Consider the following 24,192-nt stretch of genomic DNA (forward strand, 5'->3'; position numbering starts at 1 on the left):
TGGACCAACGCTGCGCCAAATAGTCAACGCGCTGTTATTCAGGTAACCAGAACTGGCCTAGGCCAGTTCTGGCACCCGTTATTGCCCGTCGCTACCGTTGCAGTGGCCTAGCAGCTCTGAGGCCTCCCGGATGGTGTAAGGCTGGTTTTTGTTGCCCCAGCTCTGCTGCACGAAGTTGAGCAGGTTGGCAATCTGGGAGTCGGTGAGGTCTTCGTGGCCGGGCATCACCTGGTTGTAGTCGATTCCATTGACAACCAGCGGTCCTTTCAGCCCTTTCCGGATCAGGCAGGGCAGCTCGGCCCGATGCTGGGCCACGTAATCGGCAGCCGCTACGGGCGGAATCAGGCGCTTCAGGCCCTGGCCCTGGTCGCCGTGGCAGCTGGAGCAGTGGGTGGCGTAGAGCTGGGCGCCTTCGTTGCGGCGCTCCGTGAAGCAGCCGCTCAGGCTTAGGAGCAGCGTTCCGAAAGCCGCTGCCGTTATTGCCCCGTAGCCCGTCAGAGTCAGCGACTTGTGCTTCATTTGGCCGCAGTTGCCTGCTCCGCCTGTTCTTCTTTCAGCAGCTCGGGCAGCTCCTTTATCAGGCGGTCTACTTCGGTCTTCTCCATGCCGTCATAGAGGCCCCGAATGCGGCGGTGCGAATCGATGAGGGCGAATGTGCCGCTGTGCGCATAGCCGCCCACCACGCCTTTATCTACCTGAGCGGCCGTCATGTAGGCGCGGGCCAAGGAGAAAATGGTGTCGTGGGGGGCCGTAGCAAAGTGCCAACGCGAGGCATCCTTAATGCCCAGGCGCTCGGCATAGTCGCGCAGCACCGGAATAGAGTCGTGGGCCGGGTCGATGGTGTGGCTCAGGAACAGCACGTTGGGGTTGCCCTTAAACTGCTCGTACACGCGCAACAGCTCGCTCTGCATTTTGGGGCAAATGCTGGGACAGGTAGCAAAGAAAAAGTCGGTGACGTACACCTTGCCGGCGAACGTTTGGTTGGTGATGGTTTGCCGGTCTTGGTTGGTGAGCGTGAACGACGGAACCGTGTAAGGAATAGTATCGGGCGCGCCGCCGGCCGCATTGGCTACTACGTTCGGCTCACCGATATAGGGCAGGCGGGTTTCGCCGGCGGGTTTTTCGGTGCAGCCAGGTAGGGTAAAGGTGGCGCTAGCCAGCAAGCAAGCCAAGAGCAAGTGGCCTACGCGGCCTAAAAGGGACTTTTTCATCGGGTAGAGGAGTTGGCGGCGGCAGATTTGAGCAACAGACGGGCAGAATCGAGGCTACTGCGAAACAGGCGGCCCACGGAATCGATGCGCTGCTGCTGAGCCGCGTAATAGGTGAGGCGGCGCGCTACGGTGGCGGTGTCAGCCGGGCGGCGGTACTGGTGCATCCAGTCCATCATGCCGGCATCGGCCGCCAGTAGGGCCTGGCGCTGGCGGCTGGTGGCAGCGGTGTCTGCCGGAGGCGTTTTCTGGAGTTGCTGGCGCAGATCATAGAGCTGGTCCATCTGGGCCATCAACTCATCGTGGCGGGCCAGCACGGCTTTTTCAGCGGCTTCCGCCTTCTGCTCATCGCTCTGCAACGACAGGCAGGAGGTGAGCAGGAGCAACAGCGGGGCAAATCGGAGCATTTTCACGCCGCAAAGGTAAGGCCGGGGCATGAGTAATAGGTGAGCTTAGGCAAGAGAAGCTGCCCTAGGCCAGTAGCAAACCATGAATTTATTCCAACGGCTTTATCTACTGGCCTAGGCCTGTTGCCAGGGTTGCTGGTCGAGGTAGTGCCACACCCACGAGCCCAGCTCCCAGGCACCCCACACCAGTAGCCCACCAAGCACCAGCAACACCAGCAATACGCCCACCATCAGCCCCCGGCCACTGCCCTGGTACCGGCCCTCCTGATAGTGGCGGCGCAGCAGGCGCACGTTCCGGTCGTTGGCTTTATAGGCGAAGTCGAAAATATTGCCCAGCACCGGGATGGCGCCAATCAGGGTATCCAGCACCACATTGATAACCATGCGCATTACCAGATTGCCGCTGGCCCCGTGGCGCATCATCGTCAGGATGAGGACGCCGGAAATGGCCAGCGACGGTAGGCCACCTACCACCGGAATCAGGCCCATGAGCGGGTCGAGGCCAAAGCGCCAGGTGGTGCCGGGTACCCGGAATTGGCTGTCGAGCAGGTGAGATATGCGTTCCACCCACAACAGGCGTTTGTCTTGGTCGAAAGTGCTCATGAACGGGGAAGAGTAAGGGGCTACGAAGGGCATACGGCTATGTGCCGGGAAAGTGGCCTAGAAACACAAAAACGCCTGCCGGCAAGAACACGGTTCTTGCCGGCAGGCGTTTTTTAGGGAGGCAGAGTGGCCTACAAGGCTTGTTTTACTTCAAACGTAAACCGAGCCGTGCCGGCAAGGCCGTTGGGAGAAATGCCCTGGGCCACTATCATGTAGGTGCCGGCCTGGTCGCCGGTGTAGAATTCGAGGGTCTGGCTGCCTGCGGCCGTGGTCGTTACATCGGGGTTCCAGTAGAGCAGGTTGCGCAGATCGGGGAGGCGACGCTGCTTGTCCTCAGGGGTGGCGTAGCTGGGCGAGTAAAACTCCCGCTGCTGCTGAAAGCCTTCGTACTCCTGAATCAGGGCCCGGGAATCTACCGGGAAGCCCGCCAAATCGCCTTTGTAGGTAGTGAAGCTGACAATCCCGCTGTATTGGGCCGAGCCCTGGAAGTAGTTGCTGGTGATGACATCCAGCTTCTGAATCTTCAACGGGTCAAAAGCCATGATTTTGTTGATGTCGAACACGGGCACACCATCAAGCAGAACCATCGGATTTTCCGGGAATATGGCGTTGTTCAGGTGGTCCATATTCATGAAATGGAAACCGTCTTTCCGGATGCGCACCTGCACGCCGGGCACATACTCCCGCATCACTTCCTCCAGCACTTTGAAGCGCGTAAACGCATCCAGCATATAGGCCTCATCGGGCTTGCCATAGAAAGCCATGCTGTCGGTTAGACGGGGCTTGAAAAGCGCCTGCTGCCGGCTGAAATAGGCATTTTGCACCTGCATTTCGAGGCTCCGGTTCACAATGTCCTGCTTATCTGCTTCCGACACCTGTAGCGGCGCCACGCGGCCCGCCCGGTAGCTCAGGGAAAAAGGATTCAACAGCTCAATGCGGTACACACTGTCGCGCGAGGTGTTGGTCTGCACAATCAGGTCGTTGGGGCCATACAGCTCGGACGCTTCAAACTGAATGATGCCCTGCTCGTTGCTCAGCGCATTATACAGCTGGACTCGGCGGCTGGGTGTTGCCATGTAGGCATAAATACCGGGGGCCGGCTGGCCGGTGGTCTTGTTCAGAATCCTGCCCCGCACGGATAAGGCATTCAGCTCCGGAACGTGCTCGAAAGCTGGTGCCTGCTTAGCCAGCACGTCGGTCCAGCGAAAGCGGCTCCAGCCATGCGTCAGCATCAGGTTTTCGCGGGCCTCATCGGCTTCTGGCCCGGCGGCCGTGAGGTAGTAGTCCGGGTTCTCAATGGTGCCTTTCAGGTCCGAGGTGAGCCATAAGTAGCTCAGGATATTCGGGGCATCCAACGTCGCCAGCGAGTCGAGCCGGAACACTGCTACCGACATATTGGCCGCCAGCGGTTGGGCCTGCTGGTTGGCTGTAGTCAGCTGTAAGCTCACTTTTTCGCGGCTGCCGTATGATTTTTGCGCCGTGCTGGCCGAAATCTGGAGCTGCGGAGCCGGACGGGTAAAGTACAGCCGCTCGCACACCGGCTTTTTCTCGTGGTTGAAAACGGTGAGGTGCGTAATGCCTTCGGCCAGCTTGCTCTTATCAAGCAGAAGTACCGCTTTCCCGTCTTGCAGGCGCGTGGCGGCCGACACCGAAACCTGCTGCCGGGAGTGGCCTAGCAGGAAAAGTTCTTCCGTAGGCTGGCCCGCTACCGTCGATTCGATGGCGACACGGAGTTGCTGGGGGCTGGCATCTTCCACGCGCAGCACATAGCCTTGCGCCGCTACCGGGGGCAGCTTGCGGCTGAGGGCCTCCTTGGTTGGCAGCTTCACCACAGCCGTATAGGGGCCGCCTGTTTCCGTGGGGGTGAAGGTGAAGTGGCCTAGGCCATATTTCAGCGTAGTAAACGACTGCAACGCTTTGCCTTGCTGATCGAGCAGGGTGCCCGTAGCCGCCAGACCCCGTCCGGCTTTGTCCGTAATTTTGAAGGCCACTTTGCTGGCTACGCCTTTCACCAGGTTGCCGCCTTCGGGGAAGAACTGAACCGAATAGGCCGCCGAGTCTTTCGCCGTTTTCAGCCCCAATGAGGCCCTCGTGTTGAGAATCGTGATGGTACTGTGGAAGAAATAATCGGCCGGAAAATTCTTCATCCAGCTGGTGTAGGCCCGCACCGTGTAGTTGCCGGAAGCCAACGAAGCTGGCAGAACCAACGAGCCCTGGCCCTTGGCCTGCAGCAGCTGCACCTTGGTTTGCAGTACCGGCCGCTGCTCTTTGTCAAGCACTTCCACGTAGGCCACCTTGCTAAGTGGCAGGGGCTTATGATTCGTGCCATCCACGGCATTGATCTTAAACCATAGAATCTCCCCACTCAAATACAGCGGCCTATCCAGGTGCAAGTATAGTTTTTCCGGCAAGGCCTGCTGGCTATAGGCGTTGAACTGGTGGGCCAGGGTGCTCAGCGAGTCAGACTGCCCGTAGGCCACCTGCGCGCCCAGCAGCAGCGCCACCGACAACCCCACCGCTCGGGTGCCAGTCGCAAACGCTTTTCGATGGAAGAAAGAGGGTAGTGTATAAAAGCCCATTCTAATGAAGGAATAAGTCGTTGTTTGATAAAGGATTATTGCCAGTAAGAAGGCCGCACACTGGTGCCTCGTTTGCGACAGTCCACGCAATCCGTAGTGGAGTACGTGTAGCCAAAAAACACTCCGGTTCCCTTATAAATCTCATTAATGGGCGTATAAAGGGGAGTGTTGAAAAAAGCCACAGGCTTACCTGGAAGCCCAAAGCCTGGGGTACCCCTGGTAAGCGTATCAATGCGGGTGCAGTCTTCATAGCCGGTGAGGGGGCGCCAGACACGGGGTAGCTGGCCGCGCTCAATGAAAATGCGCTGACTGGTTTCGGAGTGCACTCCTACAAACCCAAGAGCCAGATCTTGCGAATCCGTCACGTTCTGCACGTTGCCTGTGAGCTGGGAGGGCAAGGGGTCGAAAAGGGTGCCGAGCGTTTCGGTGTTTTTGCGCAGCAAATCCCAGTATGCAAACTCCTCGGGCGTAAGTGCATACTGTCTGACGAGGATGCTGTACTTGTAGCGCAGCTTCTGAGAATTGGGGGGCAGAAGAGAAAGCGGAAACTGCGAAATAATATTCTGATTCAGACTTACGGTGTTGCTGACGCGGATAGCGGTGGAGTTTTCGCTCCTCCAGCAATGGTAAATATCATCTTTGCGCAAGTCCAGCATGGCCGGTGTATACACGAGCATGGAAAATTCTACCGAAGTAAACTCCCAGGTTTCCTCGTATTCCCAGCGGAAATGGCGTGCTCGGCTGTTGTCATCATGCGTGTTCATGTAAAGTTGCAGACCCTTATCAGAGGCTCTCCACGAAATAGAATCAATGGCAGGAGTAAACTGCGCCGCTATAAAGCCGGAGGCATAATCCTGGCCCGTGCTGGTCCGGATAGCCAGCCGATACCGCGCTGTAGGGGATAGGGTGAGGGGTTGCGATGTGTATGTGCCGGTTTTCGTTTCGCGCAGGGCATAGCGGGGGCCCGCTTCCTGTTCAATAAAAAGAGTCGCTTTAGCTTCTGGGTTAGCTGCTGGCGCTTTTAGCGCCAGCGTGCGAGAAAGCGCAATAGTGGTAATACCGTTGCTGTTAATAAAGCCATCCACTACCAAGTAGCTCTGCTTCGCCTCCTTCACTTCCGGCTCAAACGGCGTGATGCAGCTGCTCAGTAGCCATAGCAGGCTCAAGATCAGGCAATGCTTCGTGAGTGAATGCATCGGCGGCCTAGAATTTAAAGTTGTAGGTAATGCCTGGAATCGGCTTCGCAAATACGGAAAGCTGGTAGCCTTTGATCTGCCCGTTTACTGACTTAAAGTACACCGAGTAAGGGTTCTTGCGGCCCGTCAGGTTATATACCGACAGGGTAACCGAGCTGTGCGCGAGTTTCTTGACCTTATGATTGCCTTCGATGTTGAGGGCGAAGTCGGCGCGGTAATAATCTGGAACGCGGTACTCATTCCGCTCCGAGTAATACACCCGCGTAGAGTTGCCGATGGTATACTTGGCCAGGGGCAGCGTAATGGGGCGGCCGGTGCTGTAGTTGAAGTTAAGCGAAGTGCTGAAGCGGCGGCTAAAACGATAGTTGCCAATCATCGTGACATCGTGTGGCTTATCGAAGTTGCTGGGGTAGTATTTACCACCATTGATGATGTCAGAAGTTGCCGGCGAGTTGATCTGGACCAGCGAGCGGGAATACGTGTAGCTCACCCAGCCATTGACTTTGCCCGTGAGCTTGCGCACCATAAATTCCACTCCGTAGGCCTTGCCCTCGGCATTCACAATATCCGTTTCGATGTGGTGGTTGAGCAGGAGGGTAGCGCCGCTCTTGTAATCCACGAAATCGTGCATGGATTTGTAGTAGGTTTCCACCGATGTCTCAATGGTGTTGTTCTTGAAGTTGCGGTAGTACCCCACCGATACCTGGTCGCCTACCTGCGGGCGGATATTGGCGTCGCTCAGCTTCCACGTATCCGTCGGCGACATGGAGGCCGTGTTGGAGAGCATATGAATGTACTGGCGCATCCGGTTGAAACTGGCTTTCACCGAGGAGTTATCGGAGAGAGCATATTTGGCCGAAAGCCGGTATTCCGGGCCGTGGTACGTGGCCGCCACATCCCCTGATTTATAGGAGAGCGTATCTACTATGGTGTTTTCAGTCTTCGAGACGCCGGGCGCATACTGGTACACATCCCGAGGGCCTAGGGCATTGTAGAGGGAATAGCGCAGGCCTACCGAAAGGGAGAAGCGGGCCGAGAGGTCGATCCGGTCGGAGGCGTACAGGGCGCTTTCCAGTCCCTTTTCATTGGGCAGCACATCCGGCGTGATGAGCGACTCTGCGCCCAGCGGCGTGAGGCTGCCAGGCATGATATTATACAAGATAGAGCTGGCACCGAAGTCGATGGTGTGCTTGGGACTCAGGAAATAACTGAAATCGGCCTGCACATTATTCTGGGCAATTTTATACTGCAGAGTAGAAGCGTTTACAGCATTCTCCTCGCTGGTAATATTGTAGTTATACCGGCTCAGAGCGCCCGTTAATACCCCGTAAAGCTTGTTATTGAAAATGTGCTTCCATTTGAAGCTGCCATTTACATTCTGGTATTTGTACAGCGTGTCGTTGGCTAGCTTAAACTGGTCGTTGCTGCGGTAGCCCGTAATGTATATAGTGTTCTTCTCGTTGATTTCGTGGGTAATGTGCGCGTTCAGGTCGTAGAAAGAAGCTGAGCTTTGCTTTAGCTGGCTGTTGGGGAGTCTTTTCAGCACCCAATCGGAGTAGCTGGTACGGCCGCTCACGATAAAAGAAGTTTTATCCTTGATGATGGGGCCTTCCAGCGTCAGGCGGCTGGTAAGCAGCCCGATACCACCTGAGCCGGAGAACTTCTTGTTGTTGCCGTCGCGGGTAGCAATATCCAGCACCGACGAAAGGCGGCCGCCGTATTTGGCCGGAATGCCGCTCTTGTACAGCTCCACCGACTTAAGAATGTCGGGGTTGAAGGCGGAGAAAAAACCGAACAGGTGCGAAGGATTGTACACCGTGGCATCGTTGAACAGAATCAGGTTCTGGTCGGTGCCACCGCCGCGCACGTTGAGGCCGGTGCTGCCTTCTCCCACCGATTTTACACCTGGCAGCGTAAGTACTACGCGCAGAATATCGGCCTCGCCGAAGGCCGTGGGTACCTGCTTGATGGTTTTGATATCCAGGCGCTCCACGCCCATTTGCATGCTCGACACGTTGCGGTCTTTCTCGGCCTCAATCACCACTTCTTTGAGCGTGGTAATATCTTCTTCCACCTCAATTTCCAGCTTGCCATTGTTGTGCAGCTGAATCAGGCGCCTGCTATTCTTGATGCCAATACCCCGAATTTTGAGCTCGTGGCGGCCAAGCGGCAGCGCGAGAGAATAGTAGCCAAACTGGTCGGTGGTGGTACCGATGTTGGGTGTTTCGATATACACGGAGGCCCCAATCACGGGCTCCCCCGTCTTACTATCGCGCAAGTGGCCGGCCAGAGTGGCGGTTTTGCCCGTTGCCGAGCCCTGAATGCCGATTTCGCTTACCGTAGCTTTCAGCGTGCTGCCCGAGCGGGCCCGGGCTCGGGCGCTTTGCACGGCGGCCGGAGCCGGTTCATCCTCGTAGGCCACATCGGTGCCATCCGGACGGAAGAAATTGATCGGTAGATCGGTGCGGATAGGCGCGCCTGTCGTGACATAGATGCGGTGGCTGGCATCTACCGCAAATTTCAGGTTACGCCCTTTCGCCACTCTGCGCAGGACCGTGTCGAGAGGAACCTCGCTCACCTGCAGCGTAATGGCCATTGAAGTAACCGCCGCCGCATCGAAGTAAAATTTATAGGGGGCCTTGGCTTCTACCTCTTTCGCAAACTGCTCGAAGGGCACTTTGTCAAGGCTTAGGCTAAGTAATGGAGCAGCCCCATTTTGCCCGTAACCAACGGTGCTGAGTAAAAAGAAGAATAACAGTGAAAATAATCGGTAGAGAGTTTTCATGCACAGAAGAATAGTGTAGCGGCGAAAAAGCAGGGAAAGACCAAATTACTTAGGCAATGAGGCAGTATATTGGGCAAGTTTCAGTATGCTGCTTTCCCGACGCTTTTTATTGAATTTTAATTTATTGCTGCGACTATATTTTTGAATGTCGGCTTTCTTTTCAGGAAAAAGGTTGGCAAATGAATTTATGCTGGTGATGGGATAATACGTGCTGTCTTTTGCTACAAAAAATTTGCTGTATTCGATAAATATTAACGTAACGCCATCCTGTTCGGCTTTCTTTTTCATTTCCTTCTCCCTCTTAACCAGAAGCTGAAAGCCATTATCCACTAGCAAATCATAAAACCCTGTACTGACGGGAAGCTTTGCGGCCGGATCGGTAGTGATGCGCACGAACGTATGGCCCTGGGTAGTAAAAGAGCTTACTTTCTCATTTACAAGGCGCAACTTCACGGGGCTGGTAGGAGTAGTTATAACTACTTGTTCCAGATGAAGATCATACAGCATCGGAATATCAGAGAACTTAAATCCGTCGTAGATTATTTCTGATTTTTGATTTTCCGTGGTATTAAAAAACTGATGACCCTGAACAGTCTTGTATAATTTATTATAGAATATATATTCAGGCCCGTTATAAAGGCGAGAATTATTGCCAACGGCTGCTTCATAACGTTTAGTTAAAGGCGAGCCAGCTACCTCTGCAACTGGTGCAGCAGCGTTTGCCGATTGGGCACTACTGGCGTAAGGCAAGCACAGTCCGGAAGCCAAACAGCTAATTATAAATAATCTCTTCATCAACAGGGGTAGGTTATGAAATTTCATAAAAGTGCTAGCCAACAACAACTAGTGGCAGTGACGAGCATATTTTTTTAGGTTTAATCTTTAAGTAATCCCTCCAGAAGAGATGTATGCTACTGCTTTGGGCATTGCCGGAAGCCGCACATGGGTTGCACGCCCTGCCGGTGTTGTCTGCTCAGCCCTTAGATGGGGGATAAGCAAACATTGTTTCGGCAAAGCAGGCTGCCTGGCTAAAATTTGCACACTAGTAAGGGGTACTAGAAGATAAATAAGTGAAGTCACTTGAATTCGTCTCCATTGGTTGTGGAAGGGTGGAGAGACGAGTGGTCTAGGAGCATGAGAGCGGTGCCTAGGCCAGTAGTATAGGTTGCAGAAGCTAAAGAAACGATTTTTAAGCGTAACAGCTGAGGTTGGTAACGGAAAACCTGTTTTGCCGTTTTTGAAGCAAAGAAAAAGTGCTGCTTTCCGGACGCACTTTCTGATAAAGAACTGGGTAGTTGGTTAGCAACGCCCCTACGTAAGGGGGCAACCCGGCAGATTTCTCTGGCAATAAGTAACCTATTGCTGTAGAAATTCTTACATCTTTTCTGTATCACAGTAAACGAGCACCTTATTATGCAAAAGCGCACCTTGGGTCCATCGGGCCCGCAAGTTTCTGCCCTCGGCCTCGGCTGCATGGGCATGTCTGACTTTTATAGTGGCCGCAACGACGCTGAAAGTCTGCGTACGATAGAGCGGGCCCTGGAGCTAGGGGTCACGTTTTTCGATACGGCCGATATGTACGGGCCGTATACCAACGAGGAGTTGTTGGGTAATGCCTTGCAGGGCCGCCGGGAGCAGGTGGTGCTGGCCACCAAATTTGGCATCCAGCGCGACCCCAACGACCCGACTAAGCGCGGCATCAATGGCCGCCCCGAGTACGTACGACAGGCTTGCGAGGACAGCCTGCGCCGCCTGAAAACCGACTACATCGACCTTTACTATCAGCATCGGGTAGATCCGCAGACTCCCATTGAGGAAACTGTGGGCGCCATGAGCCGGCTGGTGGAAGAAGGCAAAGTACGCTTCCTGGGCCTTTCCGAAGCTGCGGCCGACACCGTGCGCCGGGCCCACCTGGTGCACCCCATCACGGCGCTGCAAACCGAGTATTCGCTCTGGAGCCGAGAGCCGGAAGATGGCCTGCTGCAAACCTGCCAGGAACTGGGCATTGGGTTTGTGCCGTATTCGCCGCTGGGCCGCGGGTTCCTGACTGGTCAGATTAAGCGGTTCGAGGATCTGGCCGAAGATGATTACCGGCGACATACACCGCGTTTCCAGGGTGAGAATTTTCAGAAAAATCTGGATCTGGTGGCCCGGATACGAGAAATGGCTGAGGAAAAAGGCATCACGCCGGGCCAGTTGGCGCTGGCTTGGGTGCTGGCCCAAGGCGAATACATTGTGCCTATTCCGGGCACGAAACGCGTACTTTATCTGGAGGAAAACGTAGGGGCGGCAGAAGTTCAGCTTAGCCTGGAAGATCTGGCCCGCATCAACCAGATTGCCCCTCAACAAGCGGCGGCCGGTATGCGCTACCCGGAGCAGATGATGGGTTCTGTTAACGGGTAGAATATCAGATACTAAGCAAGCACATCACCCCCACAGCCGAACGACTGGCCTAGGCGCTCTACGTAGTGCGTCTAGGCCAGTCGTTCGGCTGTGGGGGTGATGTGCTTTACTCGCTGAGAGAGGCAGCGCTAGACTGCGTATAATGTTGCTGGGGACAACAGGCCTAGGCCTGCTGATAATTAGCGTCTTACCGGCGGCAGCAGGTCGATCCAGCCATCCTCACTCACTACAATGGCCAGCACAGGGTAGCGGCTCGACTCTACATAACGGAGAGCCGAATTATAGCGGGAGCCGCGGGAAGAATCGCCCTTTTCGGTGGCTAGGCCGTCCAGAATGGCCCCAATGGCATAGCACGTGCCGGCCGGATTGATGAGCACAGCACCATCGATGTTGGTAACTAGCCGCAGCACTGAGGGCGTCATGAGGCGTGGGGCCACGCGAAAGCACTGCCGCGTGAGGCGGGCCGCTTCCTGCGCGGCACCTTCGGAAATTACCAGAATGGTGCCGTTGGTTTGAGCCGTGGCTTTCAGGGTAAGTTCCCAGAGGTAAGCCACGCCGGCGGCGTCAACATCGGGGAAAACCCGCCGGATGGCCACCGAGAAATTGTCCTCATCCACCGTCCCCTGTGGTAGGCGGGGCGTATTCGAGACCACCTTCATCATGGTGTGCCCATCGTGGCTTAGCTCCCAGCTATAGTGGTTGGTAAAGGCCACGGTAAACAGGGGCTCATACTGCGGGTCGGAGCGTTCTACCAGATAGCCCAGTCCGAAAACATCGGAGGCATCGGTGAGCAGGGCGTTGCGGTCTTCGCTGAGCTCCAGTAGCTTCCGGATGCGGCGGTAGTCGCGCAGCGGAATAGGGGAGTCCAGCGTCAGGATAGGTACCACGGCCGGATGGTTGCGCCGCGAGACAATCATGGTGCCGACGCCTTCATCGCCTTCATGGCGCAGGGCCGCAATGCCATTGCAGGCATCGTAGAGGCCGTGCGTGCCCGCGGCGGCGCCCAGCATAAAGCGGCGGCCGGCGGCCCGCAGCACTTCGTTGTAGTCGCGGTCGAGAACCGGCCGGTCATCGTCGGTATCCGATTCGCGTAGGCCCCGGGAAGCATCCTGGAGAAACTCCTGAATAGTAGCCGCCAGCAGAGAGGTAGAGCGGCTGCCGCCCTTGCCCGGCAAGCAGTAGTAGCCGTGGTAGGCTTCTGCCGAGAGTTGTAATACAATGACTACCTGATAGTTGTAGACGCCTACAGGCAACGAGCAAAAGCTTACGCGGTCTTCCTGGCGTTTAGTTACCAAGTCGTTGAGGGTATGCTCGGTGGCGCGGCGCAACAAGCCGTACCAGCGCTGCTTCTCGTAGCGGTCGTGGTCGAGGGGGTGCAGGTGGTACACCACTTCGCGCGGACCGTCGGGCTCCAAGGCGGCAGCCCGGGCTTTTACAGCAGTAAAATCGGTGGGTAAGTAGCGGTGTGTAACCGGTTCTACCACAACGGCTTCGGGAGCATCTGCCTCTCTGGCCGAGGCTAGGCCTAGCAGAAAAACTTCTGGTTTGAGCGTACGGTCAAGCAGGTTGAATACGCCATCGGCAAAGAGCTGGGCCGAGACGCGGAAAAGACTTTGATTTTCCCACATAGGGTAGGCAAGCGGAAACGAGGGAGGGCAGATGCCAACAAGTACGGAAAAAGCATACGGATGGTGGCCTGCTCCCGGCAACATTCCGGCCAACTTCCCTAAACATCCCGCTAGGCCACTCGTTATACTCTGAGCGCGAATCAATTGCTGGCCAGCTTTGCACTTCTAGCTGACTTTTCGTATTTTAAGATAGTCATATGCTTTCCACCGCCATGATTCCTAACCCCATGCTGCTGCTGGCCCCTCTACTGGTCCTGGCCCTGACGATGGGACTGGCGGTGCTGGCTTTTACCACGGCATATTGCGCTAAAAGCTACGGGCGCTCTTTCTGGCTGTGGTTTGCCCTAAGCTGGGTGTTGCCCCTCGTCTCATTCTGCTTCCTGTTTGTCCTGCTGCTGCGCTACCACCTCAACCACGGCCAGCGCCTGCTCGATGAAGCCAAAGCCATTCTGGCCGCTGCCGAAGCAGCAGAGAAAGTGCGGGAGCAGGGTGCTTAGCTGGCGCTTTTCGCGGCTATCAACCAAAGAAAATTTTGGCATTTTGAGCCAGCCACCTGGCCGCTCCTTGTGCCGCCCAGGCACCGGTGCTGAAGCACCCTTGCAACAGATACCCTCCCGTGGGAGCTTCCCAATCGAGCATTTCGCCGGCCACAAACGTGCCGGGGCGCTGGTGCAACATCAGGTGCTCATTCAATTCCTCCCAAGCTACTCCACCAGCCGTACTGATGGCTTCATCCAGAGGGCGTAGGCCACTCACGGGCAGCGGCAGGTGCGTGAGCAGGTGGGCCAGTTCCTCGGGAGAAGTGGGCAGTGCGGCGGGCCCTACTTCGCGCAAGAGCGTAGGAACGGGTGGCCCCAGCCGAAGCGCACTACTCAGAAAGGAAGCCAGTGTAGTACCCGCGCGCCGTTGGGCTAAGCGTTGGCGCAAGGCCTCCCACGAGAGGTCGGGCTTGAGGTTGAGCAGCAGTGGTGCCGGGTTGGAGTGGCCTAACGCTTCACGCAAGGCAGGCGTGAGGGCGTACACCGGCGTGCCTTCCAGCCCGTATTCGGTCAGCATAATTTCGCCGCGCACTGTGTGCGGGCCGCAGCTGACGGCAATATTCTTCAGCGGGGCTCTGCCTACTTTTTCCCGGAAGAAAGCCGACCAGTTTACTTCGGCGCCACAGTTGGAAGGCTGAAACGGCGTGCAGCGTACGCCAATTTCAGTCAGAGCCGTTGTCCAGAGGCCATCGGAGCCGGTTTTGCGCCAGCTGGCCCCGCCCAACGCCAGGATGGTAACGGCCGGATTGATGCTGATTTCTTCCCCTGTGGCCTCATTCAATATCCGTAGGCCACTAGCCCCCGCAAAACCAAGCCAGCGGTGCCGCGTCCGGATTATAACGCCCAACTGGCCTAGCCGCGCCAGCCAGGCCTTTAGCAACTGAGCGGGCTTGTAGTCGGCCTCCGGAAATACGCGGCCACTGGTGCCCACAAAGGTCGGAATGCCCAGCTGAGTAGTCCATTGGCGCAGATCAGAGGGGGAGAAGTGGCCTAGAAACTCCTGAAAACGCGGCTGGTGCGCCGCATAGCGCGCCGAGAAGGAAGGTAGTGGCTCGGCATTGGTCAGGTTGAAGCCGCCATGGCCCGCCACTAAAAACTTGCGGCCCACCGTGGCCTGCGCTTCGTAAATAGTGACGCGGTGGCCGGCTTCCGCCAGGCGCTGGGCGGCCAGCATTCCTGCCGGGCCACCGCCAATTATGGCTACTTGAGTTCCTGAATCAGCTGCGCTTTGCATGGGGCAAAGGTAGAGGCGAAGTGGCCTACGGCAGTGCAGAGTTCAGTTAAAGCATCATTTTCTACGTATCGTTGAGCTGTTGGACCATTTTTTTGCTGCATGGGCTCCTATTCTATTCTGATTGGCCTGAGCTTGGCCATTATGCTTTCGTACCTGTTTGATCTGGCGGCTCGCGCTACCAAGATTCCATCGGTACTGATGTTGCTGCTCACCGGTATTGCCCTGCGGCAGGCCGCCGATTATTTCGATGTAGTGGTGCCGATTCCGAAGGTGGTGCTGGAAATATTCGGCGTCATTGGGCTAATCATGATTGTGCTAGAGGGCGCACTTGATCTGAAGCTCAGCCGCGACAAAGCGCCTCTGATCCGGCGCTCCTTCTTTGCGGCGGTGCTCATGCTAGTGGTGCAGGCCGCCGCCATTGCTGGTATTCTGCAGCTGTGGCTGGGCGTGAGCTTTCAAACCAGCCTCGTCAATGCGGTGCCATTGGCCGTCATCAGCTCAGCTATTGCCATTCCCAGCGTGGCAAACCTGGTGGGCGAGAAGCAGGAGTTTATCGTCTATGAGAGCACCTTTTCCGATATCCTCGGCATCATGCTCTTCAACTTCGCGCTTCAGCAAAACTTCGCGCAGGGCATGTCCGTCGTCACGTTTGGGCGCGATGTAGTGGCCGTATTGATTGTAGCTGTCCTCAGCACGGCCTTCCTGGCGTTTCTGCTCGGGCGCATTCGGCTGCACGTGAAGTTCTTCCTGATTCTGGCCTTTCTGGTCCTGATGTATAGCGTAGCCAAAAAGCTGCATCTATCCTCTCTGGTGCTGGTGCTCGTCTTTGGGCTGGCCGTAAACAATGCTGAACTGTTCTTGAAAGGACCGCGGATGCGCAAGTGGTTCCAGCCAGAAAAGCTGCAGGAAGAGGTACACCAGCTCCGTAGTATCACCGCCGAATCGGCGTTTCTAATCCGCACGTTCTTCTTTCTGCTGTTCGGCTTCAGCATCACGCTCAGCAGCCTGATAAGTGGTACTCTGCTGCTGCAGGGCGTACTGATTGTGGCCGTACTCACAGCTATCCGCTACTTCTACCTGCGCTACATTGCGCGCACCGATCTGATTCCGGAGTTGTTCATCGCCCCCAAAGGCCTGATTACGGTACTGCTTTTCTACAGCATTCCGGAGCAGCACCACATTGGCGAGGTAGGGGAGAATATCCTGTTCGTGGTTATTCTGCTTACTGGCCTACTGATGATGGCCGGGCTGCTGCTGGCCCGCGAGGAGCCCGAAATAGGAGAGTATTAGCGGTGAATTTGTGAAGTGGTGAATTTACCGTGCAGCTTGCCCAAGATGCGCTAATTATGCCCCTAGGCCACACTTCACCTTCAGCTTTCGCTTTCCCGGATGAGCTGACGACGGTAGCTCGAAAGAATAGTGGACTTCAGAATAAAGCCCTGATACCGTTCATCGGCGCCCACCACGGGCAAGGCCCAGGCGCCCAACTCTTCCATGCAGCGCAGCGTGTCCTGAATGGAATCATCGGGGCGGACGGTAGCTGGTGGCTCGCTCATCAGGTCCTGCACGCGGGTGGTATTGTAGTGCTCATCGTCGAACAGGGCGTCGCGGACCGTATCGAGGCTGATGATGCCGTGGAGGTGGCCCTGGTCATCGACCACCGGAAAGAGGTTGCGGGTTGCGTGGCGGAAGGCGACTACCAACTCTCCCAGCGTATCATCGGGGTGAACCGTAAGGAAATCCGTCTGTACTAACTGATGTAAGTCCAGCTGGGCCAGGAGCCCCCGGTCGCGGTCGTGGTGTACATACACGCCGCGCTGCACCAGCTTGCGAGTGTATACAGAGTAGGGCTCGAAATAGCGCGTAATCAGGTAAGAGCCAGACGTTACCACCATCAAAGGCACGAAAAGCGCATAACCGCCCGTGATTTCCGCAATCAGGAAGATGCCGGTAAGCGGGGCGTGCACTACGCCAGCCAGCGTACCCGCCATGCCCAGCACAATGAAGTGCACCTCCGAAATAGGGTAGATGCCGCTCAGGTTGATCAGGCGGGCAAAAATAAAGCCCATCAGCGCGCCTGCAAACAGCGAGGAACCGAACATGCCCCCGTTACCGCCAGCCCCGATGGTGATGGTGGTGGCCACTACTTTCAGCAGCATACTACCGCCGGCTACCAGCAGCAACAGGCCTACACTCTCGTCGCGGTACACGGCAAACAAGGAGCCGTCCACGAGTTGCTCGGCGTGGCCGCCCAGCAGCAGCTGCACAATGTTGTAGCCCTCGCCATAGAGCGGCGGAAAGACGAAAACCAGCAAACCTAGCCCTAGGCCACCCAGCAGCACCTTGCGGTAGGTGCCAGGCCAGCGCTCAAAAAACTTATCGGCCCAGAAGTATACCCGAATCATGTAGACGGAGAGTAGCGCCGTGAAGCCAGCCAGCATCAGGTAGAAAGGCACCGCATCTACGGGCCAGCTGGTCGTAATCAGCACGAAGGGCTGGCCTGCATAGAGGGCTTTTGAAACCACTGTGGCAGTGGCCGACGAGATGAGCAGCGGTACGAAAAACGCCGCCGACAGCTCCGACAGAATAACCTCCACGGCAAACAGCACGCCCGCAATAGGCGAGTTGAAGATAGCTGCCACACCCGCTGCCGCCCCGCACCCCGTGAGCAGGCGCCGCTCGCGCCGACCGATGCGCAGCACCCGGGCCGTATTGGAGCCAATGGCCGAACCCGTAACCGAAATAGGGGCCTCCAGACCCGCCGACCCGCCAAACGTAACCGTCAGGAACGACGAAACCAGCTGGGAGTACAGCTTGCTGCGGGGCACTATGCTGCCTTGCCGGGCAATATTGTAGATGATAGCCCCAATGCCGCGCCCGAGGTTGCCGCCCAGAAAATAGCGCGTAAACAACACCGTGAGGGCCACCCCAATAATAGGGTAGAGAGACAGGGCAAACACTTGGTATTGCTCTGGCACCCAGGCATACAGCCAATGCTGGGCATCGTGCACGGAGGTTTTAAGCACTACCGCCGCCAACCCGGAAAGCACGCCTACCAAAATACTCACCAGTATCAGGTACACCCGGTCGTTGAGATGACGCAGGCGCCACAACAACAGAGGACTCAGCAGCCGATGAAAAGTATTCTTGGGCATAAGCACGCAACATCAGACACTCGCCCTTGCAGATTTTTCTGCGGCGTTAGGATAGCGCTGTTTAAACTAACGACAAAAGTCGCCGGATAGGCACGCCGCCGCCGGTTTCCTTCTGGCTAGGCGCCGGACAGCACCGCAACGTAGCTGAAGCGTGTTTATTTCCGGCGCCGGAAGAACCTGGGGCAACTTACGCACTTTATACTGGCCTAGGCCACTTGGTAACCTACTGCCCAAGAACAGGTACTCCCACCCCGGCGCCCAGAAGCTCCTGCTTTACCTGCTGCATCAGGCGGCTTTTCTGTTGCAGCACGCCCCGGCGGTAGTCTTCAGAATCGGTCCAGAAGTACACCCGCAGGTCGACGGTGGTGGCCGTGGCTTTCTCCAGATTCACGTAGGGCGTGCGGGGAGCCTGCTGCACCTCCGGCACTGAGCGCAGAAAATTCAGAATAATATGGATAACCGAATCGGGCGTTTCGGTCTCGCCAAGCTCTACACTAACCAGAAACTCCTGCCGCAGATTGCCGTCGCGGGTGTAGTTGATCAGTGGCTCTTTCAAGACCAGGGAGTTCGGCAGGAAAATGTGCTTGCCATCGAAGGTGCGCACCAGTGTAGTCCGCAGATTGAGGGCCTCCACATGGCCAATCAGGTCTTTGATCTGGACTGTATCGTTGATGTGAAACGGGCGGTTAAAGGCCAGAATGACTCCGGCCAGGAAGTTTTCGGCTATATCCTTGAAAGCAAAGCCCACAATAAATGCCGACACCCCCGCCGCGCTCATCAGCCCCGTTACAATGCCGCTGAAACCCAAAATATTGAGGGCCAGTAGTAAGCCTACCAAAATCATGACCCATTTGCCAATGCTGGCCAGAAAGTCGCCGAGCAGCGGGTCGGCGGACCGGTTTCGGAGCCGTCCACCCAGGAAAGCACTCAGGCGGTTGGCCAGAAACACAGCCGCTACCAGCAGCACCAGCGCTACCAGCAGCTTCGGAAGAATAACTAAAAACTGCTGCCAGTAAGCCAGCAGCACACGACTCAAATCCTGCACCATACTCTACCTCTAAAATTGGCCCGCGGGCTAAAACAGAAGCCCCGTTGCACAAGGGCAGCGGGGCTTTAGAGGGGGTATACGAAAAATATGGGGCAGAAGGTTGGGCGCTAGGCCACTGCGGGCCGGTTCAACCAGCGCCAGAAAACCACACCACCCGCCGCGTAAGCCACTATATCGAGCGGATCGGGGGTGGTGCGAGCATCAAAGTGGGGCAGGATGGCTTCAAACCACACCGACATAACAACCCAGGTGCTGAAAATCCAGGACGTAGGCAGCACGAAGCTGGGCCGGTGGAAGTAGAATCGCCGAAAAAACCACAGCAGCATCGTCAGCTCTAGGGGCAGGGCCAGCACATCAGCCACGTACGAGCGCATTGCCGTGGGCAGGGGCCAGTGGGCCGAAAGGGAGCCGCCATGTTTATACACAACGGCCACCACATACACCGCTGTGCCCACCAGAAATAACGGATGCCGTAGCTCGCTAGGCCACTTCTTCATCCGGCCAGCAGCGTCAGGAACCACACCACAAAGGACACCAGGGCCGCAAAGGCCAACTGCCCACCCCGAATGATCTTCTTGAAGAAGCGCACGGTGGGGCTGTCGTCGGGGTTGATCTGGATCTGCAGGAACGAGGGCAGTGGTTCCTCGGCTTGTTTCTGCCGGGCCTGCTCGCTGCGGAGGCGTTGCGGATCCAGGAGCTGCCCGCACCGCTCACACCGGTCCTCTGGGCGTTGCTGCCAGTTGCTCCAGAAGCCACACGCCGGACACTTTTTGGTGGCACTGAGCAGAGAATTGGTGTTGGGCATGGAGAGAGGGGAAGTGCAGGCGAGAACGAGCGAATGGCCTATCTAGAGCGAAGGATTATAGCAGAGAAATACGCTTCGTGATGGTGCCATGGGCCGTGTATACTACAACCAGATAGAGCCCTGGCCGGTTCGGGGCCAGAGTTACGGTTAAGGTACGGGCCGTCTGTTGCCGCAGATTATGTGCAAGAACCAAGTGGCCTAGCGCATCAAAAATCTGCATTTGCTGGACGGCAACATTCGCTTTCTGCCAGTCAAGCGTCAGCTGGCCTGCCGTTGGGTTAGGATACAGCGTAAGAGCGGAGGAAAGTGCTGCATCTGCCGCTGTTGCAACTGGTACCACAAACTTTGTGGCCGACAGGCCGGGGCCACCGGCTCCGGCGACTGAAAGTAAGCCTGAGCGTGCCCCTGTTGGCACTTCAGCCACAATCTGTGTGGGGCTGCTGCTCACAAGCTTGGCGGGCACTCCCTCAAAGTACACGGTGTCGGTCTGGCCATCAGCCAGAAAATTCCGTCCCTCAATCGTAACCAAGGTGCCCGCACTGCCTTCAGCCGGCGAGAAGCTGCTGATGACCGGCGCTGGAATAAACGTAAACTCCGTAGCCGTAGTAGCCTTGCCGCCTGGCGTTTGTACCTCTATCGGCCCAGATGCTGCCAAGGTGGGCACGCGCACGAGCAGCTGGGTGGCAGAGGCCTGCAGCACTACTCCCGAGGTAGCCCCGAACAGCACCGTGTTGCGAGTAGGTACTTCCGAGAAGTTGGTGCCGGTAAGCGTAACAGAGCTGCCAGCTTTGCCTTTTCCTGGGCTGGAAATCGTGAGGGTAGGCGGGTGCCACGTTTTGAAAAGTGACAGGCTTTCTGCCTGGCCACCAAGAGTTTTTATCAGAATATGGCCTACTGGTGCGCCTGGAGGTACCTCTACATCTAGGCGGGAGGAAGTGGCGAGTACTACGCGAGCCGCTAGGCCACCTATCGTAACCGTATCCTGATCAGGCACTGGTGAGAAATGGGCGCCCGTAAGTGTAAGTATGGTGCCTGGAATTCCCTCTTCGGCGGAAAGAGATGTAAGTGTAGGAGGCAGAAAGGCCGTAAAGCTGGCCGTGGAATGGGCAGAACCATCAGGGGTGATAACCTGAATCCGGCCCGGAGTTGCGCCCGCCGGCACCCGCACCGTGAGCGAAGTAGGAGTGACCTGGAGAATTTGGGCTGCCGTGCCCTGGAACCGTACCTGATTACCAGTTGTAGAGGGCGCAAAATGCTGCCCCGTTATGGTAACCAGCGTGCCCGCCCGCCCCTGAGCCGGCGAGAAGCCGCTAATACCGGGAGATACAACGACATCCTTCGCAGCCAGCTCCAAGCCCGGTACCACGGAAGGGGGTACATCGAAAATTCGGTTCAGTGTAGTGTTGGTCCGGACGGGCTCGTTGTAATCAAAGAATATATCAGCGAAGTTTTCTATGCTGGCTTTTGGCGCTAGGCCACTTCGGGGTTGAATGCTGAACTGCACAAACCCATTGCTGCCTAGCAGGTTGTGGCTGCTGTCGGGGAGCAGGATATTATCAAAGGTGAAGGTAAGTACTGGCCTAGCTTGGCCCGTGATGCTCAGGTGGTAGGGGTGGGAGACGGCGCCTACCTGTAGCGTGCTGATATCCAGCCCGGCATCCAGCGTATCTACCACTACCACCCGGTAGGCCACATCGTTGCCGGTGTTCTGAAAGCGCACCTGGTAGCGGAGTGCTGTGTTGGTGGGCGTGTAGTGTTGGGCCGTGAGCCCCGCCGGAAGCACATGCTTGTCATTGGGATCATAGGAGTCCAGAATTGGCTGACAGTCTTCGGCTTTTTCGGGCTCGGCGTCATCGGGCGGGAAGGCCATCATGGCTGCACTAGGCTGCCCATTAGTAACCCTGCCGGGCAGCTCTACATTGGCACTAGCGGTGGCCTTTAGGGGGTGCCCTAGCGGCTGGTCGGCTTCTACCCGCACTACCTGGCCTGTGGCCGGAATCCGCAGCACGAGGCTGTCGGCGGCGGGCAGAGAGTAGCGGTGTATCAAGGCCAGCTGGGCATCCTGGTACACCCGCAGGTTTAGGCTATCGGTAGTAGAGCCTTTGCCGGTATTTCGGATAGTGAAGCGCGCTTGATTCCCTGGCTGAGTGGTGCCAGCCACTGTAATAGAGGCCTCATTCCAGTTGGGTGGAGGAGGGTAAGTGTTAACCGGAGTGATCCAGGCTTTGGTGCATACCGTCAAGCCCCGAATGCTGGCGTCACCACACGCAACCGAATCCAGAATGGTAATGGTGCCGTGCTGGTTTGGCTGCAAGGTGCCGACGTCGAATACATAATTCCCTCGGGCATCTTGGGTATGCGGCATATTTGCCGAAATAAACAACACATGCTGCGGCAACTCTACCATCACCTTGGCATCGGCAACGGCTACAAAGCCCGTGTTGCTGTAGGCCACCGTGGTGGTATTGCGGAAGCAGCGCCGACGCCGGTTAGAGGCCACGCTCACACTTAGATAAGGCATAGCCGAAAGTTGATTACCGAAGTCCGGACCCGGCACGGAACTATCATATTCGGCCAAATGCACAGTAGTGGCCGTGGTACAGGTCTGCAGGATAGTACGGCCGGGCTCCTGGGGTAGCAGCTGCCGAACGGTATAGGTGCCTGTATCCGCGGCAATGGAGTAGTTGCCGTTTTCGTCGCTGTAGCCATAGTAACCACCTGGCTCGGCTATCACGGCTATATTGGGGAGGGCCGGGGCCGTTTTGGGGGCGCAGGCATAATTCAGGTCCTGAAAAATACGCCCGGTTATCAGACCTTTACGCGCTCCAGTAGGGTTTGTAGCAGTGAAAATGTGCACCGCATCCCGGTCATGGTTGAGGGCAAGCAGCCGGGTGCCTTGCAGGTTAATAGAAGGATAGCTGAACGTCCCGGGAATTCGACTGGCAAGGGTGCCAGTAGCGTCATATACCTGCACAAACGCATCGAGCGTAGAGCCGATAAACACCCTGCCGGCCGCATCAACGCTAATGCCCACATAGCATCTAGGGTACGTATCATCAATAGCCGTCAGGTTCTTACTCTCGCGGATAAACTGACCGGTCGAGCTGAATTTTTGGAGTCTGTGCCCATTGATATCGGTTACATACACAAAGCCCCGGGCATCTACCGCAATGGCTTTGGGTGTATCAAACTGACCGGCGCCTCGGCCCTTACTGCCGAAATGCAGCACCGGCCGGCCGTATTGGTCTAGTTTATATATGATGCCAGAGTAACTATCCGTCACATAAATCTCTCCAAGCGGCCCTATACCAAGGGTTGAATAATCTGGCCCGCCCTGTGTAACACTGGGAATAGTAATTTTACTAATGTACTGCCCTAGTGCATTGAATTTCTTGAGAGAGGTGGTCTTAAGGTCATATTGTAGCGCATAAATATTGTTACTCATATCAGTCACTATTCCCAGTACAAAGTCGCTACCCAAAAACTCGCCTGGAGTCCCTGTATTGGGGAAACGATTTATCTTCTGACCATTGGAAGCATACTTTACAAGCTGCCTTTTGATAGCATCATAGACGTAAAAATCGCCTGATTTATCCTGAGTTAAGAAAGTGAAGCCAGTCTGATTTCCCCATTGGCCGACTGGCTGACCGGCAGAATTTAGCTTCCACAGCTGGGCGCCGCCCGTATGATCGTAGCGGGTTTGGACCCGGGCCGTGGAAACATATAAACTGCCCTCTTCGTCAAAATGCAGCGTATTGGTTTCCGTCGTAAACCCGGGCATGAGTATGCTCTGGTAAACGCCGGCAGAGTTGAATTTAGAAATAGCAATACCGTTCAGTGTATAGAAATTCCCGGCGGCATCTAACGCTAAGCTGTAACGGGCCTGCAGGTTATTAGAGCCGGCTTTAATGGAAAACGTCTGTTGCAGTTCCCCCGTGTTGGCACTGAGAGTCATGACGTCATAGGCGCCGTCCAGAATGAAAACGTGTCCCTTTACGTCAGTTACAATATCTTTATAAGCCGAGAGAGTCACTACACTCTCGGTTCGTGATATAATTGGGTCGTAGATCCACTGTAGCTGGGCCTGCGCATTGAATTTTAGTATCCGGAGCGGCTCTACTACATACACATTGCCCGCCGCATCTATCGTTAGGTTCTCGGGGTAGCTGTCTCTGCTGATGGAAGGGTCCGCCGTCCATTTGGCATGGGTGAAAGTTAGCAGCTGCTGGCCCTGAGGGCTGAATTTGCGAACCTCACGGGCGCCTTTATCGGCCACATAAAAGTTGCCGGCTGCATCGGTGCTTATGGCCAGGATATTGGCCAGTTTGGCCTTAGCAGGATCCGGGCTGTTGGGGTCAAGCTGCGCTACAAATCGGCCTTGCTCGTCTAGCTTCGTGACATGCCCATTATCCAGCACATAGACAAAGCTGTGTGCATTTGCGGCCACATCGCGCGGACTCTCAAGCGGCGTACCAATAACACCCTTCAGCTGAAATTCAGCAGATGCTTGCGCCAGGCCAGCGAGCGGCAAGAGCAGCAGGCAGCACCATACATAAAACGTACGCATGTAATAACAAGAATAAAAGTCGGGCAAATAGGATA

18 protein-coding genes are annotated in these 24,192 nt (G+C 56.2%); 3 read left to right on the forward strand and 15 right to left on the reverse strand.

The window, feature by feature from the left end:
* Window positions 1–78 precede the first annotated feature (78 nt).
* The 8 genes from CFT68_RS02435 to CFT68_RS21420 form a co-directional block, all read right to left on the reverse strand.
* Window positions 79–519, reverse strand: coding sequence for a c-type cytochrome (locus CFT68_RS02435; protein WP_088841835.1), 441 nt, complete (start codon window positions 517–519; stop codon window positions 79–81).
* Window positions 516–1,211 carry an SCO family protein gene (locus tag CFT68_RS02440; RefSeq protein WP_088841836.1) on the reverse strand — a complete coding sequence of 232 codons (696 nt, stop codon included), beginning with the start codon at window positions 1,209–1,211 and terminating at the stop codon, window positions 516–518. The genes CFT68_RS02435 and CFT68_RS02440 overlap by 4 nt, the downstream gene beginning before the upstream one ends.
* Window positions 1,208–1,645 carry a hypothetical protein gene (locus tag CFT68_RS02445; RefSeq protein WP_088841837.1) on the reverse strand — a complete coding sequence of 146 codons (438 nt, stop codon included), beginning with the start codon at window positions 1,643–1,645 and terminating at the stop codon, window positions 1,208–1,210. Before CFT68_RS02445 ends, CFT68_RS02440 begins: the two co-directional genes overlap by 4 nt.
* Window positions 1,646–1,729: 84 nt before the next feature.
* Entirely contained in the window at window positions 1,730–2,218 is a 489-nt protein-coding gene (locus CFT68_RS02450; RefSeq protein WP_088843642.1) for a DUF4112 domain-containing protein, read from the reverse strand.
* A 131-nt stretch (window positions 2,219–2,349) separates the two neighbouring features.
* Window positions 2,350–4,797, reverse strand: coding sequence for a hypothetical protein (locus CFT68_RS02455; RefSeq protein WP_141106403.1), 2,448 nt, complete (start codon window positions 4,795–4,797; stop codon window positions 2,350–2,352).
* A gap of 35 nt (window positions 4,798–4,832) precedes the next feature.
* Entirely contained in the window at window positions 4,833–5,993 is a 1,161-nt protein-coding gene (locus tag CFT68_RS02460) for a DUF4249 domain-containing protein (protein WP_088841839.1), read from the reverse strand.
* Window positions 5,994–6,000: 7 nt separating this feature from the next.
* The gene (locus CFT68_RS02465; RefSeq protein WP_088841840.1) at window positions 6,001–8,778 is read right to left on the reverse strand and encodes a TonB-dependent receptor; all 2,778 of its coding nucleotides are present in this window, start codon (window positions 8,776–8,778) and stop codon (window positions 6,001–6,003) included.
* 45 nt (window positions 8,779–8,823) lie between these two features.
* Window positions 8,824–9,600 carry a hypothetical protein gene (locus CFT68_RS21420; protein WP_141106404.1) on the reverse strand — a complete coding sequence of 259 codons (777 nt, stop codon included), beginning with the start codon at window positions 9,598–9,600 and terminating at the stop codon, window positions 8,824–8,826.
* A 591-nt stretch (window positions 9,601–10,191) separates the two neighbouring features.
* Here CFT68_RS21420 and CFT68_RS02475 point away from each other — a divergent pair.
* Complete coding sequence (locus tag CFT68_RS02475; protein WP_088841842.1) at window positions 10,192–11,181, forward strand: aldo/keto reductase; 990 nt, start codon at window positions 10,192–10,194, stop codon at window positions 11,179–11,181.
* 179 nt (window positions 11,182–11,360) lie between these two features.
* Here the strand turns inward: CFT68_RS02475 and CFT68_RS02480 are convergent, their stop codons facing one another.
* Entirely contained in the window at window positions 11,361–12,809 is a 1,449-nt protein-coding gene (locus CFT68_RS02480) for a diadenylate cyclase (RefSeq protein WP_170934676.1), read from the reverse strand.
* A gap of 197 nt (window positions 12,810–13,006) precedes the next feature.
* On the opposite strand from CFT68_RS02480, the gene CFT68_RS02485 reads away from it, so the two are divergent.
* The gene (locus CFT68_RS02485; protein WP_088841844.1) at window positions 13,007–13,306 is read left to right on the forward strand and encodes a hypothetical protein; all 300 of its coding nucleotides are present in this window, start codon (window positions 13,007–13,009) and stop codon (window positions 13,304–13,306) included.
* Window positions 13,307–13,325: 19 nt separating this feature from the next.
* Here CFT68_RS02485 and CFT68_RS02490 read toward each other — a convergent pair whose 3' ends face one another.
* Window positions 13,326–14,582, reverse strand: a complete 1,257-nt coding sequence (locus tag CFT68_RS02490) for a BaiN/RdsA family NAD(P)/FAD-dependent oxidoreductase (protein WP_088841845.1) — start codon at window positions 14,580–14,582, stop codon at window positions 13,326–13,328.
* Between the two features lie 99 nt (window positions 14,583–14,681).
* Here CFT68_RS02490 and CFT68_RS02495 point away from each other — a divergent pair, with 99 nt between their 5' ends.
* A complete protein-coding gene (locus tag CFT68_RS02495; RefSeq protein ID WP_088841846.1) occupies window positions 14,682–15,872 on the forward strand; it encodes a cation:proton antiporter domain-containing protein in 1,191 nt (396 codons plus the stop codon).
* A gap of 80 nt (window positions 15,873–15,952) precedes the next feature.
* Here CFT68_RS02495 and CFT68_RS02500 read toward each other — a convergent pair whose 3' ends face one another.
* From CFT68_RS02500 to CFT68_RS02520, 5 genes are all read right to left on the reverse strand, one after another.
* Entirely contained in the window at window positions 15,953–17,737 is a 1,785-nt protein-coding gene (locus CFT68_RS02500) for a chloride channel protein (RefSeq protein ID WP_088841847.1), read from the reverse strand.
* A gap of 223 nt (window positions 17,738–17,960) precedes the next feature.
* Window positions 17,961–18,785: a mechanosensitive ion channel family protein gene (locus CFT68_RS02505; protein ID WP_088841848.1), complete on the reverse strand. Its 825-nt coding sequence runs from the start codon at window positions 18,783–18,785 to the stop codon at window positions 17,961–17,963.
* 107 nt (window positions 18,786–18,892) lie between these two features.
* Window positions 18,893–19,282, reverse strand: a complete 390-nt coding sequence (locus tag CFT68_RS02510) for a hypothetical protein (protein WP_088841849.1) — start codon at window positions 19,280–19,282, stop codon at window positions 18,893–18,895.
* A complete protein-coding gene (locus CFT68_RS02515) occupies window positions 19,279–19,590 on the reverse strand; it encodes a hypothetical protein (RefSeq protein ID WP_088841850.1) in 312 nt (103 codons plus the stop codon). The genes CFT68_RS02510 and CFT68_RS02515 overlap by 4 nt, the downstream gene beginning before the upstream one ends.
* A 55-nt stretch (window positions 19,591–19,645) precedes the next feature.
* Window positions 19,646–24,157, reverse strand: a complete 4,512-nt coding sequence (locus tag CFT68_RS02520) for a DUF7619 domain-containing protein (RefSeq protein WP_088841851.1) — start codon at window positions 24,155–24,157, stop codon at window positions 19,646–19,648.
* Between the last annotated feature and the right edge of the window lie 35 nt (window positions 24,158–24,192).

The organism is Hymenobacter gelipurpurascens, from assembly GCF_900187375.1.
GTDB classification, from domain to species: domain Bacteria; phylum Bacteroidota; class Bacteroidia; order Cytophagales; family Hymenobacteraceae; genus Hymenobacter; species Hymenobacter gelipurpurascens.